Below are 18,195 nucleotides of genomic sequence, written 5' to 3'. Positions count from 1 at the left end.
GACCGGCACCGGCCGACCCGCCCACCCCGGGACAGCCGCCGGTTCGACCCGCTCGCCCCGGTACGGGCGCTGGTCGACCCGCCCACCCCGGGACCGGCGCCGGTCGACCCGCCCGGCACGGGCACCGGCTGCCCCTGCACCGGCCGCCGCGCGCTGGCCGCTGCGCCCGCGGGCGACCGGCACCGGTTGACGCGGCCTACCGCACGGCACCGGCACCGGATGGCCCGCCCGCCCTGCACCGGCTGGCTCGCCCGCTCGCGACCGGGACCGGTCAACGCGGCATACCGCTCGCCGCACCGCCCGGCACCGCCCGGCACCGCCCGGCACGCCCGGCACCGGCGCTTGGTGATCCGGCGCCCGGGTGATCCGGAGGCCGGGCGCCGGAAACGGCGCCGGGCGCCCCGGTCCGCTGCCGTGACCGGCGTCCGAAGGGCCCGCAGGCCACCGTCGCGCGCCCGCCGCCCGCCGTCCGGCACCGACTTCGGCGATCTTCAGGCGGGCGCACCACGCGGCCTGGCAAGGTGGGCAAAGCCACGCTGACCTCCCGGACTGGCAGGTCGGCTTTGGGGGATTTCCCTGGTTTACTGGCGCAAGTGAGCAGCGCCACAACGAGGTGGCGAAGTGTCTCAAGGAGAGTGTTGTTGGTGATGGGCGGCAGGCTCGATCAGGCCAAGGACGATCTGCTCCGCAGGGCGGCGGAGACATGCGCCCAGCGGCCGGGTGCGCGTTCGGCGGGGGACGTCGAGGAGTCCACCGCCTACCTTCGGCTCTACTACCGTCATGTGGCCTCTGAGGACCTCCTCGCCCGCGATCCCGCCGACATCTGCGGGCCCGCGATGGCGCACCGGGCGCTCGGCGAGGAGCGGCCGCAGGGCCGCGCCAAGGTGCGGGTGTTCACGCCGACGATCGAGGAGTACGGCTGGGACCCCGGCCACACGGTCGTGCAGGTCGTCACCGACGACATGCCGTTCCTGGTCGACTCCGTCACGATGGAGCTGACCCGGCATCAGCTGGCCACCCACCTGATCGTGCATCCGCTGCTCGGGGTCGACCGCGACGTCGCGGGGCATCTGCGGGCGTTCCGCGGCAAGCACGACAGCCCGTCCGACATCGACGAGTCCTGGATCCACATCGAAGTGGACCGTACCAGTGACCGCGCGATGCTGGACCGGCTGGAGAAGGACCTGGTCCGCGTCCTGAACGACGTGCGGGTCGCGGTCGAGGACGAGCCGAAGATGCGGGCGCGGGCGGTGGAGATCGCCGCGTCGATCCGGGACGCGGCGCCGCCGCTGCCGGACAAGGAGCTCGCCGAGGGCGTCGAGCTGCTGGAATGGCTCGCCGACGGGCACTTCACCTTCCTCGGCTACCGTGACTACACGCTTGTCGACGACGGGCGGACCACGGCCGGTGCCGTCGAGGACCACAGCAGGCTGGGGCTGCGCCCCGAGCCGGGCACCGGCCTCGGCATCCTGCGCAACGACAAGCGGGAGTCCGACAGCTTCGCCGCGCTGCCGCCCGAGGTCCGCGAGAAGGCCACCGAGAAGCGGCTGCTGGTCCTGACGAAGGCGAACTCGCGCTCCACCGTCCACCGCTCCCTGTACCTGGACTACATCGGCGTCAAGAAGTTCGACGAGAACGGCGAGGTCATCGGCGAGCGCCGCTTCCTCGGGCTGTTCACGCACGTCGCCTACAGCGAGTCGATCGCGCACGTCCCCGTCCTGAAGCGCAAGCTCGACGAGGTGCTGGAGCGCGCCGGGTTCACCGCCGACAGCTACGACGGCCAGGACCTCATCGAGATCCTGGAGAGCTACCCGCGCGACGAGCTGTTCCAGATCTCCGTGGACGACCTGCTGGGGATCTCGCTGGGCGTGCTGCGGCTGCGCGAGCGCCGCCAGCTGAAGCTGTTCCTGCGCAAGGACCTGTACGGCCGGTTCATGTCCTGCATGGTGTACCTCCCGCGGGACCGCTACACCACCAAGATCCGGCTGCGCATCCAGGAGATCCTGCGCCGGGCGTTCGAGGGCGTCAGCGTCGACTACAGCGCGAACGTGACCGAGTCGCTGCTGGCCCGGCTGCACGTGGTGGTGCGCGGCGAGCGGGGCCACCCGCTGCCGGACGTGGACGTCGAAGGGCTGGAGGACCGGCTCGCCGCCGCGACCCGCTCGTGGGAGGACGACCTCGCCGACGCCATCGTGGAGCAGTGCGGCGAGGAAGGGTCCGGGACGCTCGCCCGCCGGTACGGCGACGCGTTCCCCGACGGCTACAAGGCCGACTTCCCGGCCCGCACCGCGGTCGCCGACCTGCGCTTCCTCGACGACCTCACCGACGAGGACGACACCTCCATCAACCTGTACGAGCCGTTCAGCGCCGAGCCCGGCGAGCGGCGGCTGAAGATCTACCGGCTGGGCGAGCCGATCTCGCTGTCGCGGGTGCTGCCGCTGCTGCAGAACATGGGTGTCGAGGTCGTCGACGAGCGCCCGTACGAGGTGAACACCTCCGACGGGCAGCGGTACTGGATCTACGACCTCGGCCTGCGGTACGCGCCGCCGGCGGACGTCCCGGAGGAGGCCATCAAGGGCCTGTTCCAGGACGCGTTCACCGCGCTGTGGCAGGGCCGCATCGAGAACGACGGGTTCAACGCGCTGGTCCTGCACGTCGGGCTGAACTGGTGGCAGGCGATGATCCTGCGCGCCTACGCCCTGTACCTGCGGCAGACCGGGACGACGTTCTCCAAGCGGTACATCGAGCAGGTGCTGCTGCGCAACGCCGCGATCACGCGGCTGCTGGTCCGGCTGTGGGAGAGCCGCCTCGACCCGGCGCTGGCCGGCGGCGAGGAGGAGCGCAGCCTCGCCATCATCGAGGAGCTCCACGGGATGCTCGACGAGGTCGCGAGCCTCGACGAGGACCGCATCCTGCGCGCCTACCTGGCGCTCGTCCAGGCGACGCTGCGGACGAACCACTACCAGGGCAAGCCCTACCTGTCGATGAAGTTCGACCCGGAGCGGATCCCGGACCTGCCGCAGCCGCGCCCCACCTACGAGATCTTCGTGTACTCGCCGAAGGTGGAGGGCGTGCACCTGCGGTTCGGGTCCGTCGCGCGCGGCGGGCTGCGCTGGTCGGACCGCCGCGAGGACTTCCGCACCGAGATCCTCGGCCTGGTCAAGGCGCAGGCGGTGAAGAACACCGTCATCGTCCCGGCGGGCGCGAAGGGCGGGTTCGTCGGCAAGCAGCTGCCCGACCCGTCCGTCGACCGGGAGGCGTGGCAGCAGGCCGGCATCGCCTGCTACAAGGACTTCATCTCCGGGCTCCTCGACGTCACCGACAACCTGGTGGACGGCAAGGTCGTCCCGCCGCCGAACGTGGTCCGCCACGACGGCGACGACACCTACCTGGTGGTGGCGGCCGACAAGGGCACCGCGACGTTCTCCGACATCGCCAACGGCGTCGCCGCCGAGTACGGGTTCTGGCTCGGCGACGCGTTCGCGTCCGGCGGGTCCGTCGGCTACGACCACAAGGCGATGGGCATCACCGCGCGCGGCGCGTGGGAGTCGGTGAAGTACCACTTCCGGTCGCTCGGCAAGGACATCCAGCGGGAGGACTTCACCGTCGTCGGCATCGGCGACATGTCCGGCGACGTGTTCGGCAACGGGATGCTCCTGTCGGAGCACATCAAGCTGGTCTGCGCGTTCGACCACCGGCACGTCTTCCTCGACCCCGACCCGGACCCGGCGGCCTCGTTCGCCGAGCGGCGCCGCATGTTCGAGCTGCCGCGCAGCAGCTGGGCCGACTACGACACCTCGCTGATCTCCAAGGGCGGCGGCGTGTACCCCCGCACCGCCAAGTCGATCCGGCTCACCCCGAAGGTGCGGGTGGCGCTCGGCATCGACGACGCGGTGAAGGCGATGGCGCCGCACGAGCTGATCAACGCGGCGCTGAAGGCGCCGGTCGACCTGCTGTGGAACGGCGGCATCGGCACCTACGTCAAGGCGGCGGCGGAGAACAACGCCGACGTCGGCGACAAGGCCAACGACCTGCTGCGGGTGAACGGCGAGGAGCTGCGCTGCAAGGTCGTCGGCGAGGGCGGCAACCTCGGCATGACCCAGCTCGGCCGGATCGAGTACGCGCGCACCGGCGGCCTCGTGAACACCGACTTCATCGACAACTCCGCCGGCGTCGACACCTCCGACCACGAGGTCAACATCAAGATCCTGCTCGACCAGGTCGTGCGGGACGGCGAGCTGACCCGCAAGCAGCGCGACACCCTGCTGTACGAGATGACCGACGAGGTCGCCCGGCTGGTGCTGCCCGACAACTACGCGCAGAACGTGGTGCTCGCCGCGTCCCGCGCGCAGGCGCCCTCGATGCTGCACGTCCACGCCCGGAACATGCGCAAGCTGGAGCGCGACGGGCGGCTGAAGCGGCGCCTGGAGTTCCTGCCGGACGACAAGGCCATCGCGGAGCGGCGGCAGTCCGGGCTCGGGCTGACCAGCCCCGAGTTCTCGGTGCTGCTCGCCTACTCCAAGCTGACCCTGGACCACGAGATCGTCGCCTCGGACCTGCCCGACGACCCCTACCTGGAGTCGTGGCTGGTCGACTACTTCCCGACGCCGCTGCGCGAGCGGTTCCAGCCGTACATGGACCGGCATCCGCTGCGCCGCGAGATCATCACCACCGCGGTGGTGAACGACCTGGTCAACAACAGCGGCACCACGTTCGTGTTCCGGATGAACGAGGAGACGGGGGCGTCGTCGTCGGACATCGCCCGCGCCTACCTGGTGGCCCGCGAGGTGTTCCAGATGCCGCGCTTCTGGCGGTCGGTGGAGCGGCTGTCGCACCAGGTCGCCGAGTCGACGCAGATCGCGATGCTGCTGGAGGCGCGCAAGCTCACCGAGCGCGGCTCCCGCTGGCTGCTGCACAACCGGCGGCCCCCGTTCGACATCCGGGAGACGATCGACTTCTTCGCCGCCGGCGCGACCACGCTCACCTCGCAGCTGCCGAAGCTGCTCGTCGGCCTGGACCTCCAGGCGTTCGAGCAGCGCCGGGACGGGTTCGCCGAGCGGGGCGTGCCGGACGAGCTGGCCGAGCAGTGCGCGATGCTGGTCCCCGCGTACTCGACGTTCGACCTGGTCGGCATCGCGCACGAGTCGGGCCGTCCGGTGGAGGAGGTCGCGGAGGTCTACTTCGACCTGGCGGACCGGCTGCAGCTGGCCCGGCTGCGCGACCGGGTCGTGGCGCTGCCGCGCGACGACCGGTGGCGGTCCATGGCCCGGTCCGCGCTCCGCGACGACCTGTACGCCGCGCACGCCGCGCTCACCCGCGACGTGCTGGTGACGAGCGAGCCGGGCGGGCAGCCCGAGGAGCGGATGGCGCACTGGGCGGAGAAGAACAAGACCGCGGTGCAGCGCGCCCAGCAGACGCTCAGCGAGATCTGGGAGAGCGACAGCTTCGACCTGGCGACGCTGTCGGTCGCGCTCGGCTCGATCCGCACCCTGGTGACGGCGAGCTCCCTCCCGTCCACCGAAGCCTGACCGGACGGCGTTCACCTGCGGCGTGCCGCCCTCACGGGCACCGCGATGAGGGCGGCACGCCGCAAGCCGACGTTCAGCGGGCGGTCGTGAGGGAGACGGACTCGCCCAGGACGCGGCCCTTGCCGGACGGCGGGGCGTAGCCGATCGCGAGCCACTGCCACGACGCGTGGACGGTCCCGCCCGGTTTCCGGCCGTCCTTGGCGAGGTGGTCGCGGACGTCGGCGGGCAGGCCGGGCTCCGTGCCGCCGCTGAGCGTCGCGTCCTGGGTCAGGCCGTACCAGACGAGGGAGCCGCCGTCGCCGGTCCGCAGCGCGTACGACGGGCCCGGGCCGGGCGCGAACCTGCCCGGCGTCACCTTCCAGTCGCCCTGCTCGGCCTTGCGGGCGTCCGCCGAGAACGCGTCGGGCATCAGCCCGCTCTCGTCGCCCTTCGCGAGGTAGGCGGCGTGCGCGGCGGGCAGGCCCCGGTCGGGCGCGGGGATCGCGTAGCCCTCGGCGTCGTAGGCGAGGTCGGGGGCGCCGCCCTGGAACGTGAGCCAGTGCGCGGCGCGCCAGCCGTCCTTGGCGCCGGTCTTCACGAACACGCCGAGGACCTGCTGGTCCTTGCCGTCCGAGCGTTCCAGCGCGGCGATCCCGAACCACTTCGGGTACGCGGAGCGGCGCGGCACGTACAGCACCGGGTTCGCCAGGGAGATCGTCGCGGACTCCGGCAGCCGGCCGTAGGTGTGGACGCGGGCCGTCACCGGCGCGGCGAGGGCGCCCGTCACGGTGTCGCGCCAGAGCCTCTCATCGCCGGACGTGATGGCCTTGTTGTGCCGGTCCGTCCAGTCGCGCAGCACCTTCAGGGACTCGTCCGCGCCGACCGCCGGAGAACCGGTGGGCGAGGCGGCCGCCGCCCCACCGCCGGTGCCGCCGCCGGAGCAGGCCCCGGTGAGGACGGCGGACCCGGCCATGACCACGGCCACGGCCATGCGGGGCGCTCGGCGCACTTCCCACCTCGGCGGACGGAATGTCGAGTATGTCGCGCCAGTGTAGAAGAACGCGTGGCCCCGCCGGGGGCCGCGCGCCGGACGGGAGCGTCCGGTGGCGGCCCGTCGGATGCCGGGACCGTCCCACTGCAGCGGTCGAGAAGAGCGGGACGGCCCGGCACCCGACGGAGATCAGGAACCGTGGGCCGCGATCGCCTTGCGGTACATGCCGGTGACCGTGGCGCGACCCTTCGGCGGAACGGTGGCCAGGTACTGCACCAGGACGGTTGTGTCCATCCGCGTCCTGGCGGACGCCGCCGGGGCCAGCCCGGTGAGATCACCGCTCACCGCCAGCCTGCCCCGTTTCGCGGCGGAATACGCCTCGTTCTGCTTCACGACGTACCAGACCAGCGCGCCGCGGTCCTTCGTGCGCAGCGCGTACACCGCGTACGGCGCCGCCGAGAACGTCGAGGACAGCGTGACGCCGCGCTTCGCCAGCGTCTGCTCGCCCTGCTTCAGGGCGTCGTAGGTCTCGCTGGTCTTCGGCCCCTTCGCCAGCGCCGACGCCCCCGGCGCCGACGGGCCGCCGCTCAGCAGCGCCGCATGCACCGCGGGCAGCCGGGCGGGCGCGACGGGCAGCCCCTTGTCGCCGGCGTCGACCGGGGTGGCGTACCCGTCCGGGTCGAGCGCCACCCTGCTCAGCGCCGCGTCCGCCGGGTACGGGTCGGCGGCCAGCAGCCACGGCGCCCCCGCCTTGGCCTGCGTGAACAGCAGCGCGTGCCGGAGCGTCTGCTTGCCCTTGCCGGTGATCGCGTCGGCGGCGAACCAGTGCGGGTACCCGTGCAGCCGCGGGATGTAGAACACCTGATGGGTGAACTTCATCGCGGGCGGCCGCTGCCCGATCACGTGCCGCAGCTTCAGCGCCGCCTCGTCCATGGACAGCTGCGGGTCGGCCTCGATGCCCGGCAGTGACTTGCCGTCCAGCCGCTTGCCCACCCGGTTCAGCGCGGTGGTGTAGGCGGCCATCACCTGCCCGGCCTGTGCCTTGGACAGCGCGGGCGGGCCCACGCCGGCCGAGGACGTGTTGTCGTCGCACCCGGCCGCGGCCAGCGCGGCGCCGGCCAGCAGGACGGCCGGCAGAACCGTGGACGTGACGTTGCGTGCGGGCATGGAGCCCCCCGTGGTGGAATCGGCGATCCGGTCCACGGAAGATAATCGCAGAGTGACTGCAAGGTCACTCACCGAATTCGAAAAGTCGCACCCGGGCGCGGGCTCAGGCGGAGGTCTCCTGCTGGCGCATCCAGCGGATCTCGGCCTCGATGAACTCGTCGATGTCGCCGTCCAGCACCGCGGTCGGGTTGCCGACCTCGACGCCGGTCCGCAGGTCCTTGACGATCTGGTACGGGTGCAGCACGTAGTTGCGGATCTGCGTGCCCCAGCTGCTGGTGCCCTCACCGCGCAGCGCGGACATCTTCTCCGCCTCCTCCTGCCGCTTGCGCTCCAGCAGCTTGGCCTGCAGCACGTTCATCGCCGTGGCCTTGTTCTGCAGCTGGCTCCGCTCGTTCTGGCAGGACACCACGATGCCGGTCGGGATGTGGGTGATCCGCACCGCCGAGTCCGTGGTGTTGACGCCCTGGCCGCCGGGCCCGGACGACCGGTACACGTCCACCCGCAGCTCGCTCTCGTCGATGTCGACGTGGTCGCTCTGCTCCACCACCGGGACGACGTCCAGCCCCGCGAACGAGGTCTGCCGCCGGGCCGCGTTGTCGAACGGGGAGATCCGCACCAGCCGGTGCGTGCCGTGCTCCCCGCGCAGCGTCCCGTACGCGTAGGGCGCCTTCACGGTGAACGTCGTCGACTTGATCCCCGCCTCTTCGGCATAGGAGGTGTCGTAGACCTCCGTGGGGTAGCCGTGCCGCTCCGCCCAGCGCAGGTACATCCGCTGCAGCTGCTGCGCCCAGTCGGCCGCGTCCACGCCGCCGGCCTGCGCGTTGATGGTGACGAGCGCCTCCCGGGCGTCGTACTCGCCCGACATCAGCGTGCGCACCTCGAGCTGCTGGATCGCCTTGTGCAGCGCCGCCAGCTCGTCGTCGGCCTCGGCACGCGTGTCGGCGTCGTCCATCTCCTGCGCCATCTCGTACAGGGTGGCCGCGTCGTCCAGCCGCTGGCGCAGCCCCTCGACCCGGCCGAGCTCGCTCTCCAGGTACGACAGCCGGCGCGTCACCGACTGGGCGCGGTCCTGGTCGTTCCAAAGGTCGGGGTCGGCCGACTGCTCGCGCAGCTCGGCGATGTCACGCCGCATGCCGTCGAGGTCCAGCACCTGCTCGATGCCCGCGAGGGTCGAGCCGAGCTCCTTGAGCTGCTCTTCCGGTTCGATGCCTGCCACGCTTCGAGCTTATCGCCGTGCGGGCAGTGCCCGGACGCCCGCGGACGCGCCGCGGGTGGCAGAATCACGGGCCGGAAGGCAGGGCCGGGAACGGCCCGGCGACGCGTCGGTGCCCGGGGGGCGGTAGTTGCGTAGGATCGCGCGGGCGGTGGCGGCCGCCGTGCTGCTGGTGCCGCCGCTCATGGCCGGCGGCTGCGGCGGCGGCGACAAGCCGCGGGCCCGCCCCGCCCCGGTCATGCCGTCGACCGCCCCGCCGCAGCCGGTGCCGCTGACCCCCGACGTCGCGCAGAAGGCGTTCCAGACCTACATCACCGACGAGGACGTGGCCCGCGCCGCCGCCGACGAGCGGCTGGCGCTGACCTGGACGTCCGACGGGCAGTCCCTGCTCACCGCCGCCGAGTTCCGCAAGGCGGCCTTCGACGGCGACCCGGTGCGCCGCTTCTCCTACGGCAAGCCGAAGCTGTACGTGCCGAAGCTGAAGGCCGACGCCTACCCGCAGTGGTTCGTCGCGTCCGTGGACCGATCCGTCCCGGGGGAGAAGAAGAGCAAGGAGTCCGCGCTGATGGGGTTCATCCTGCGCGGGCCGACCGACGACTGGCACCTCACGCTGGCGACGGAACTCTCGCCCAAGGCGCAGCTTCCGAAGATCCAGGTGGACCCGGACGGCTACGCCGAGCCGCTGAGCTCGGACGACTCCACGGTGCTGATCCGCCCCCGCGACGTCGGCGGGATCCAGGCGACCATGGCCGCCGAGGGCGCCGCCAGCGTCGCCGCCAAGGTGATGGAGACCGGTCCGCTCACGTCCGGCTACTACCAGCAGACCAAGCGCGCCAAGAAGAAGGCCAAGGAGCAGGACCTCACCCTCACCATCGTCTACACGGCCACGCCTTATCCCTACTTCGGGCTGCGGACGAAGGGCGGCGGAGGGCTGATCCTGTACTCGCTGTTCCGCAACAACGCGCTCGTCGGGCCGGGGGCGCCCGGGCCGAAGCCGGAGATCCCGAAGGAGGCCGAGCACCTGCTGGACGGCACCGTCGAGGGCGATGAGATCGACACCACGGCGACGTTCCAGTTCGCCGCCTACGACCCGCCGCGCGCCAAGAAGGGCAAGCCGCAGTCCAAGGCCGAGCTGGTGGCCGACGACGGGGCGATCTCCAAGGCCGCCACCCCGACCCTCAAGAAGCCCTGAGAGGCCCTGTCGCGACGGGCCGCCGGCCGCAGGGCCGTCAGCCGTAGACGCGCTGGAGGACGAGGGCGGCGAAGAGCAGGGCCACGAGGACGGCCAGCACGATCGCCGGCGGGACGGAAGGTCCGTGGTGGTGCAGCTCCGCGCGCGCGGCGCGGCAGGTGGGGCAGCGTCCCTCGACCACCGGATTCGAGCACCGAGCGCAGATCAGATGTTCGCAGCTCATGTCGTGGGCCCCACTCTCCGTGAACGGTACGTGGCTCCGTGCGGGGATACGTCGATCGTCGACCGATTAGGTATCTTTCGCCATCATCCAGCGTAGCCGGACTGTATGGTCGTTCCGGCAAGTCCGGGAGCTTGACGGCATGAAACGGCCGGACGTCGGGAGACGGTACATGACACAGCACGGACAGGTCGGGGCCCCGCGGGGCGCCGTCCGCGCCGTCGTCCCGTCCGCGCGCGACACGCCGTTGAACGCGGCGGGCCCCGGGCGTTCCCACCCCACGGAGGGGGACGAGGTAGTTGACTGGCCCCTCTACACTGCTCGAAGGTTCCACGGCCCCCCTGGTCGCGGAGCCGGGCGGCGCAGGTCGCAGCACGCGGACGGCCAGTCCGCGGCCGGCGGCCGGGCCGCTCCCCAACCCCTAGACTGAACCGCCGTGATGCAGCCGTGATCAATTTCGACAACGTCACCAAGGTCTACCCGAGCCAGAACCGCCCCGCTCTCCAGCATGTGAACGTCGGCATCGAGAAGGGCGAGTTCCTGTTCCTGGTGGGCCCGTCCGGGTCCGGGAAGTCGACCTTCCTGCGCCTCATCCTCAAGGAGGAGCGCCCGTCCCAGGGTCACGTGCACGTGGCGGGCAAGGACCTGAGCCGTCTGAGCAACTGGAAGGTGCCGCACCTGCGCCGCAGGATCGGCTGCGTCTTCCAGGACTTCCGGCTGCTCCCCAACAAGAACGTCTTCGAGAACGTCGCGTTCGCCCTCGAGGTGATCGGCAAGCCGCGGCGGTTCATCGGCAAGGTCGTCCCCGAGGTCATCGACCTCGTCGGCCTGGAGGGCAAGGCCCACCGGATGCCGGACGAGCTGTCCGGCGGCGAGCAGCAGCGCGTCGCGATCGCGCGGGCGTTCGTCAACCGGCCGATGATCCTGCTGGCGGACGAGCCGACGGGGAACATCGACCCCGCCACCTCGATCGGCATCATGAAGGTGCTGGACCGGATCAACCGGACCGGCACCACCGTCGTCATGGCCACCCACGACGCCGCCATCGTCGACGCGTTCCGCAAGCGCGTCGTCGAACTGGAGGACGGACGGGTCGTCCGCGACCAGTCCCGCGGGGTGTACGGCCAGGCGTACTGACCCGGGCCCGGCGCACCGGCCGGCACGAGCCCCCATCGACCACGGCCCGACGGGCCACCGCCGCGGACCCCTCCAGCGGCGGCTCCATCTGAACCCGACGGATCCCAACGGGCGTACGACTCAGGCAGAGGGGACGCCCGCTCAGGGCCCGCACCGCGGAGCCCGTGCCGGCGGCGGGAACAGGCGATCAAGGACAGCGAGGCATGCGCGTACAGTTCGTTATGCAGGAGATCTGGATCGGTCTCCGCCGGAACCTGACGATGACGATCTCCCTGGTCATCACCGTCGCCATCGCCATGGCGCTCTTCGGCACCGGACTGCTGCTGCGCCAGCAGGTGGCCGCGTCCAAGGACTACTGGTACGACAAGATCGAGGTCTCGATCTTCCTGTGCGCGAAGACCAGTTCCAACGCCAACTGCCAGAAGCAGGACGTCACCGACCAGCAGCGGTCCGAGATCCAGGCGCAGCTGAAGAAGATGCCGCAGGTCTCGAACGTCCAGTACGAGAACAAGCAGCAGGCGTTCGCGCGGTTCAAGGACCGCTTCGCCGGCTCGCCGGGGTTCGTGCAGAGCACCCGTGAGGGCGACATCCCCGACTCGTTCCGGGTGAAGCTGAAGAACCCGGAGGAGTACAAACCGGTGGCGCAGGCGATGCTGGGGCATCCCGGCGTCGACACGGTGATCAACGAGCAGCAGATCCTGAAGAAGTTCTTCAAGATCTTGAACGGGCTCCAGGCGGCAGCGCTGGGCATCGCGCTGATCCAGGTGATCGCGTCGGTCCTGCTGGTCGGGAACACGGTCCGGCTGTCGGCGTTCAACCGGCGCCGGGAGACCGGGATCATGCGGCTGGTCGGCGCGTCCAACACCTATATCCAGCTGCCCTTCATCCTGGAGGGCGCGATCGCGGGACTGATCGGCGGGCTGTTCGCCTCGGTGCTGCTGGTGATCAGCAAGAAACTGCTGATCGACCGGCTGGCCGGGACGGTGCAGCTGGTCAGCCAGCTCGGCTGGTTCCAGGTGATCATGGTGATCATCGTGTCGATCTGCTTCGGCGTGCTGCTCTGTGCCGCGTCGTCGTTCCTCACCCTGCGCAGATACCTGAAGATCTAGCCGAGCGCCGGAGGGCCGCGCGGCCGCGGTTTTACACTTGCCGACATGTCCGCCCCAGGCCGCATGCTGCGCGGCGCCGCCGTCGCCACCGCGATCCTGTGCGCCTACGGGCTCGGGGTGCTGAGCGGTGAAGGCCGCCCGGACCGCCGGGCGGCCGCGGGCGGGTCGGTGCTGGACGAGGCCGCCGCGAAGATCGGCAGCCGGGCGGCGCGCCCGGTCGGCCGCGGCGACCTCGACCGCGCCGCCATCGAGGGCATGCTCCGCGGCCTCGGCGACAAGTGGGCCCGCTACTACCCGGCGGCCCGGTACGACGACATGGAGGGCCGCCTGAACGGCCGGTACAGCGGCGTCGGGGTCTGGCTCGGCAGCGCCGACGGCGATCCGCGGGTGCGGGTCGCGAGCGTCCAGCCGGGCACCGCCGCCGCCCGCGCCGGCGTCCTCGCCGGCGACATCGTGACCGCGGTCGGCGGCGCCCCGGCCGCCGGCTGGGACGTGACGCGGGTCGCGGCGGCGCTGCGCGGGCGCCCGGGCGACGCCGTCGAACTCACCGTCCTCCGCGGGCGTCGGACAGAGGAGTTCCACCTCGTCCGCACCCCCGTCTCCGGAGGCGACGTCACCGTGACCGAGCTGCCCGACCATGTCCGGCTGATCCGGGTGGGCGCGTTCACCCGCGGCACCGGACGGCAGGTCCGCGACGCGGTGACCGGGCGGTCGCCCTCCGGTGCTCCGTCCGGCGGGATCATGCTCGACCTGCGCGGCGACCCCGGCGGCCTGCTGGACGAGGCGGTCGAGACGGCGTCGGCGTTCCTGCCCGGCGGGCTCGTCGTGACCTACGAACCGCGCGGCGGGCCCGTCCAGCGGCGCACGGTCACCGCGCCGGGCGACGCGCGGACCCCGCTCGTCGTGCTGGTCGACGCCGGGACCGCCAGCGCCGCCGAGGTGGTCGCCGGATCCCTGCGCGACCGGGACCGCGCGGTGATCATAGGATCGCGTACGTACGGGAAGGGCTCGGTGCAGGAATCGGTCCGGCTGGCCGACGGATCGGCGATCGAGCTGACCGTGGGTCGCTACCGCACCCCGGGCGGCCGTAACCTCGACGGGGTCGGGATCGAACCCGACGTGGCGGTCTCCGCCGACCGCCCTCCCACAGTGGCCGAGCAGCGCGGCCGGAGCGTGCTGCGCGGCCTGCTCGCGACGACGCCGGACAAGGACTGATCACAGTGCCACGCGACACAGGGCGCAAGCTCATCGCCCAGAACAAGCGTGCCCGCTACGACTACCACATCGACGACACGTGGGAGGCGGGCATGGTGCTGATGGGCACCGAGGTCAAGGCGCTGCGCGCCGGCCGCGCCTCCCTCGCCGACGGCTACGCCCACGTGATGGACGGCGAGGTGTGGCTGGAGAACGTGCACATCCCCGAGTACACGCAGGGCACCTGGACCAACCACGCGCCGCGCCGCCGCCGCAAGCTGCTGCTGCACCGCCGCGAGATCAGCAAGATCATCGCCAAGTCGTCCGAGCCGGGCTGGACACTGATCCCCCTGGCGCTGTACTTCAAGGACGGTAAGGCCAAGGTCGAGATCGGCCTGGCCCGTGGTAAGAAGGCCTACGACAAACGCCAGGCCATCGCCAAGCGGGAAGCCGACCGGGAGATGCAGAAGGCGGCGGCCGCCCGGTTCAGGAGACGGTAAGGGTGTCGATGACCAACCGAGGCCGCGGGCGCCTCCCGCGCGGGAGCCGCACCGTGCGCCGCCGCGCCGTCTCGCTGGCGGCCTGCGGGGCCCTCGTCGCGACGATGACGACGGGCTGCTGGGCGGAGCCGTCCGCGATGCCCGCCGTCCGCGACTTCCTGATCGCCTGGCAGGTCGGCAACTACCCGGCCGCCGCGAAGAAGACCGTCGGCACCGACCGGAAGGCGGTCGAGTCCGCGCTCGGCGCCGTCCGCGCCCAGCTGGACGCGGCGTCGCTGCGGCTGTCCCTCGGCGTCTCCGACGACCAGGGCCGCGTCGACGACGCCAAGGTCAAGGCGATCGCCAAGAACGGCGACGACGCCGACGCGCGGTTCTCCGTGAAGATCGACCTCGGCGAGAACGGGCAGCCCTGGGAGTACCTCGGCCACATGCACCTGCGCCGGATCGGCGGCAAGTGGAAGGTCGTCTGGAACCCGTCGATCATCAACCCGCAGCTCGCCCCCGGCCAGCGCCTCGCGGTGGTCTCGGACGTGCCGAAGCGCGCCCCGATCGAGGACGGCGCGGGCCACAGCATGCTGCACGAGGTCTACTCCTACGACATCGGGGTGGTCCCCGGGCGCCTCGCCGACGCGCAGGCCACCGTCGACCAGCTCGCCAAGGTGGCCAAGTTCGCCGGCGGCCGGCGGCTGGACTCCGAGCGGCTGCTCGGCAGGGTCCGCTCGGCCCCGCCGCAGAAGTTCCTGTCGCTGCTGACCCTGCGGTACCCGGAGCAGACCGCGCTGGCCCAGCGGCTGAAGCAGGTCCCGGGCCTGAAGATCAACGCGATCAAGGCGCCGAGCGCCCCGAACTACGCGCCGGAGCTGGTCGGCGAGCTCGGCCCGGCCACCGCCGACCTGCTCCAGCAGGTCGGCGCCCCCTACCAGCCGGGCGACACCATCGGCGTCAGCGGCGTCCAGCTCCTCCAGCAGCGCCGGCTCGCCGGGACGCCCAGCGTCAGCGTCGTCGCGCAGGACGCCACCGGCAAGCAGACCCAGGTGCTGAAGACCTGGCCCGGGATCGCCCCGCAGCCCGTCTCCACCACCCTCGACCCGACCGTCCAGCACAAGGCCGACAACGCGCTCAAGGATCTGCACTACCCGGCGTCCCTGGTGGCGCTGCGCCCGAACACCGGCCAGGTCGTCGCGGTCTCCAACCATGCCACCGGCGGCGAGAACCGCGCCTTCGAGGCCCGTTACCAGCCCGGCCTGGCGTTCGGGATGGTGTCCGCCGAGGCGCTGTTCGCGCAGGGGGGCATAAGGCAGAACACCAAGACCTCCTGCCCCGCCAGCGTGACGGTCGGCGGCAAGACCTTCACCAACAAGGAGCACGCCGACACGACCTTCGCCAACACCTTCGCCCTCGGCTGCGCGACCACCCTCGCGCAGCTGAGCAGCAAGATCGACGCGCGCGCCCTGCAGTCCGCGGCGGCCCAGCTCGGCATCGGCCGGGGCTGGGGCGTCTCCGTCCCCGCGTTCACCGGGGCGCTGCCCCCGCTGAACAGCGAGGGCGCCAAGGCCGCCGCGATGGTCGGCCAGGGCGTCGAGGTCAGCCCCCTCGGGATGGCCCTGGTGGCGGGCGCCGCCCGGGCCGGCACCTGGAGGTCCCCCTACCTGCTCACCGACCCGCCCAAGGCCGCCGACGTCGGCGCGCAGTTCCTGCCGTCGGACCCCGTCGGCAACCTGTCGATCGTGCTGAACCGCACCACCTCCAAGGGCGTCGCCCGCGCCGCCCACGTCACCGGCGACGTCGCCGGCACCGCGGCCACCGCCCAGTACACCGAGGGCGGCAGGCAGAAGACGGTCTCCTGGTTCGTCGGCTCCGCCGGCGAGCTCGCGTTCGCCATCGCGATCGAGGGGCCCTATTCCGCGTCCTCGGTGGCCGCCGCGTTCCTGCGTGGCATCCCCGCCAAGGCCAGGACGGGCACCGGTACCGCAGGCTGACGGGGCCCCGCCGGGACTTGGGGATCTCTTTGCCCGGAGGGACGCAACCGATCCGGCCTCCGGGTGCGTCTTCCCGGGTGACTGAGTATCCGCTTGGGGGGTTGCGGACTCGGTCGCAGTGATGAGACCAGAGCCTCGTCTCGGGGGAGGCTCTGCCGTCCGGACCGGCCTGACCCTGCCGGTCGACCCCGGTGGCGCGACTCGTTCGCGCCACCGGGGTTCCTGCGTTCAGGGCCCTGGAGGCCGCCGGGGGAATTACGTTGCCCCTGCGGGCGTTATCCTTGTAACGTCATCGTGCGGACGTCCTGTGGCGGCCGTGTTGACAACTCAACATGGGGGTGACCGGCTTCGACTTCGGTCGTTCGAGCCAGGGGAAGCGGGTCGAGGGTTGCTGTCGTGACCTCGTTAATCCTGTGACAGCAAACCAATAACTGCCAACAAGAAGCAGTCCGAGTTCGCCCTCGCCGCCTGAGCGAGGAGCGAACTCTGTCAGCCCGGTAGCGTCTCCGAACCGGGGTCTGGCATCGTAAGGAGACTCCACCTGCAAGCCCGGTCGCGGGGCCTGTAGGGAAAACCAACAGCGACTGAGTCCGTCGGCGACACGCCTGCGTGAGCGCCGGGACTGAGAAAACGCCAAGCAGGCTGCACCCGGAGAAGCCCTAGCTCTTCACCGAAGGACGCGGGTTCGATTCCCGCCACCTCCACGGCACAAGAAGCCGCTGATCAGACACGTTCTGGTCGGCGGCTTCTTGCGTGTACGCCCGCTTTACGCCCATGTTAGGAACCGCTCTTGTCGAGGATCTTGGCCGCTTGGGCAGACGCCACGTTGCGCCCCATGTAGACGTCCTGAGTCATCGACGGCTTGGCGTGTCCGAGGTGATCGGCGATCGCACGGGCGCTCAGACCGGCGTCGTCGAGCCGTGTGGCGACCGTCCGCCGGAACGTGTGCGAGGTGACCCACCCGAACCGATCTGCGTCCACCTGCGCGAGCACCTCCTTGATGTCCCGGTTGGCGTTGCTCGGGTTCCGCACCCCGCCGAACAGGCCCGGGAACAGCAGGGCGACGTCTCCGGCCGGCCGGTCCGACGTCTCGCCGTCGGCGGTGATCACCTTGACGAGTCGGTCGGGATGCGCCCATGACATCGCCATGCGGCGGCGGCACAGCTCGACGACGTGGCCCGGCAAGGCGATGACGCGCCAACCCGCTTCGCTTTTCGGTCGGAGCTGCAGCAGCGTTCCCAACCCCTTCAGCCGCGCCACGGTCGCGTTGACCTCCAGCACGCCGGCCTCCAGGTCGATCACCTCGGCCCGCACGCCGAGCGCCTCGCCGATGCGCATCCCCGTGCCGTCGAGGAACTCCACCAGGTCGATGGCGTCCAGCTCCCGGGCGCGCTCGTCCGCCGCGACCTTCGCCAGCATCGCGGCCTCATCCGCCGCCGTCAGCGCGCGCGGGCGCGCCCTCCTAGTCGTCGAGATCTTCGCGACCTCACGGACCGGGTTGGTGTCCAGGGCGCCGTGCCGCACCGCCATGCCCAGCATCAGCGAGAGCACCGACTTGGACGTCTTGGCCGCCGACGGACCGTGGTTCGCGCGGACGGCCTTCACGAACCGGTCGCACGTCGGTACGTCGATCTCACGCATCAGCAGGCCGCCCAGGGCCTTCAGGATGCGCGCCTTCCCGCGGTCGTAGATCTCCTTGGTCTGCTCGGTCAGGTCACCGGAGTCGGTCACCTCGACCCACCACAGCGCGGCCGCGTCCCGTAGGCGTGTGTCCGCCGTGATCTCGCCGTCTGCCGGCGGCCCGACGCGGTCGCGCAGCGCCTCCTTCAGCCTGCGTTCGGCCGCGGCCTGCGTCGGCCCGAACCGGGCAACCTCGCGGGTCTCGCCGTCGTAGTCGCGGACGTTCGCACGTGCGCGGACGCGGCGCGGTCCGAGCTTCTGGAACCGGACTTTCCCGGCCGTGCCAACCGGCAAAGGGGGGCGCCC

General features: G+C 71.4%; 12 protein-coding genes and 1 other RNA gene. 8 read left to right on the top strand and 5 right to left on the bottom strand.

All coding sequences use genetic code 11. The features are described 5' to 3' along the window. Positions 1-647: 647 nt before the first annotated feature. The gene (locus J4557_RS20085; RefSeq protein WP_208268260.1) at positions 648-5,528 is read left to right on the top strand and encodes an NAD-glutamate dehydrogenase; all 4,881 of its coding nucleotides are present in this window, start codon (positions 648-650) and stop codon (positions 5,526-5,528) included. A 73-nt stretch (positions 5,529-5,601) separates the two neighbouring features. Here J4557_RS20085 and J4557_RS20080 read toward each other — a convergent pair whose 3' ends face one another. The 3 genes from J4557_RS20080 to prfB form a co-directional block, all read right to left on the bottom strand. After that, entirely contained in the window at positions 5,602-6,498 is an 897-nt protein-coding gene (locus J4557_RS20080; protein WP_208268259.1) for a DUF8094 domain-containing protein, read from the bottom strand. 189 nt (positions 6,499-6,687) lie between these two features. Further along, entirely contained in the window at positions 6,688-7,665 is a 978-nt protein-coding gene (locus J4557_RS20075) for a DUF8094 domain-containing protein (protein ID WP_208268258.1), read from the bottom strand. 103 nt (positions 7,666-7,768) lie between these two features. Continuing rightward, complete coding sequence (gene prfB, locus J4557_RS20070) at positions 7,769-8,881, bottom strand: peptide chain release factor 2 (protein WP_208268257.1); 1,113 nt, start codon at positions 8,879-8,881, stop codon at positions 7,769-7,771. Positions 8,882-9,008: 127 nt separating this feature from the next. On the opposite strand from prfB, the gene J4557_RS20065 reads away from it, so the two are divergent. Further along, positions 9,009-10,070 (top strand): DUF8094 domain-containing protein, encoded by a 1,062-nt coding sequence (locus tag J4557_RS20065; RefSeq protein ID WP_208268256.1) that lies wholly within the window; start codon positions 9,009-9,011, stop codon positions 10,068-10,070. Between the two features lie 37 nt (positions 10,071-10,107). Here the strand turns inward: J4557_RS20065 and J4557_RS20060 are convergent, their stop codons facing one another. Continuing rightward, positions 10,108-10,293 carry a hypothetical protein gene (locus J4557_RS20060; protein ID WP_208268255.1) on the bottom strand — a complete coding sequence of 62 codons (186 nt, stop codon included), beginning with the start codon at positions 10,291-10,293 and terminating at the stop codon, positions 10,108-10,110. 444 nt (positions 10,294-10,737) lie between these two features. Here J4557_RS20060 and ftsE point away from each other — a divergent pair, with 444 nt between their 5' ends. From ftsE to ssrA, 6 genes are all read left to right on the top strand, one after another. Further along, complete coding sequence (gene ftsE, locus J4557_RS20055; protein ID WP_151541270.1) at positions 10,738-11,427, top strand: cell division ATP-binding protein FtsE; 690 nt, start codon at positions 10,738-10,740, stop codon at positions 11,425-11,427. A 203-nt stretch (positions 11,428-11,630) separates the two neighbouring features. Beyond that, the gene (gene ftsX / locus J4557_RS20050; RefSeq protein ID WP_190863023.1) at positions 11,631-12,536 is read left to right on the top strand and encodes a permease-like cell division protein FtsX; all 906 of its coding nucleotides are present in this window, start codon (positions 11,631-11,633) and stop codon (positions 12,534-12,536) included. 45 nt (positions 12,537-12,581) lie between these two features. Further along, positions 12,582-13,751 carry a S41 family peptidase gene (locus J4557_RS20045; protein WP_208268254.1) on the top strand — a complete coding sequence of 390 codons (1,170 nt, stop codon included), beginning with the start codon at positions 12,582-12,584 and terminating at the stop codon, positions 13,749-13,751. A gap of 5 nt (positions 13,752-13,756) precedes the next feature. Beyond that, the gene (gene smpB, locus J4557_RS20040) at positions 13,757-14,230 is read left to right on the top strand and encodes an SsrA-binding protein SmpB (RefSeq protein WP_190863019.1); all 474 of its coding nucleotides are present in this window, start codon (positions 13,757-13,759) and stop codon (positions 14,228-14,230) included. Positions 14,231-14,238: 8 nt separating this feature from the next. Continuing rightward, positions 14,239-16,209, top strand: coding sequence for a penicillin-binding transpeptidase domain-containing protein (locus J4557_RS20035; RefSeq protein ID WP_208268253.1), 1,971 nt, complete (start codon positions 14,239-14,241; stop codon positions 16,207-16,209). 334 nt (positions 16,210-16,543) lie between these two features. Next, positions 16,544-16,916: a transfer-messenger RNA gene (ssrA, locus tag J4557_RS20030) on the top strand. A 70-nt stretch (positions 16,917-16,986) separates the two neighbouring features. On the opposite strand, the gene J4557_RS20025 is transcribed toward ssrA, so the two are convergent. Beyond that, positions 16,987-18,183 (bottom strand): site-specific integrase, encoded by a 1,197-nt coding sequence (locus J4557_RS20025; protein ID WP_208268252.1) that lies wholly within the window; start codon positions 18,181-18,183, stop codon positions 16,987-16,989. Positions 18,184-18,195 lie beyond the last annotated feature (12 nt).

The organism is Actinomadura nitritigenes (genome assembly GCF_017573545.1).
GTDB classification, from domain to species: Bacteria; Actinomycetota; Actinomycetes; order Streptosporangiales; family Streptosporangiaceae; genus Spirillospora; species Spirillospora nitritigenes.
This window is presented reverse-complemented; position numbering and strand designations above follow the sequence as displayed.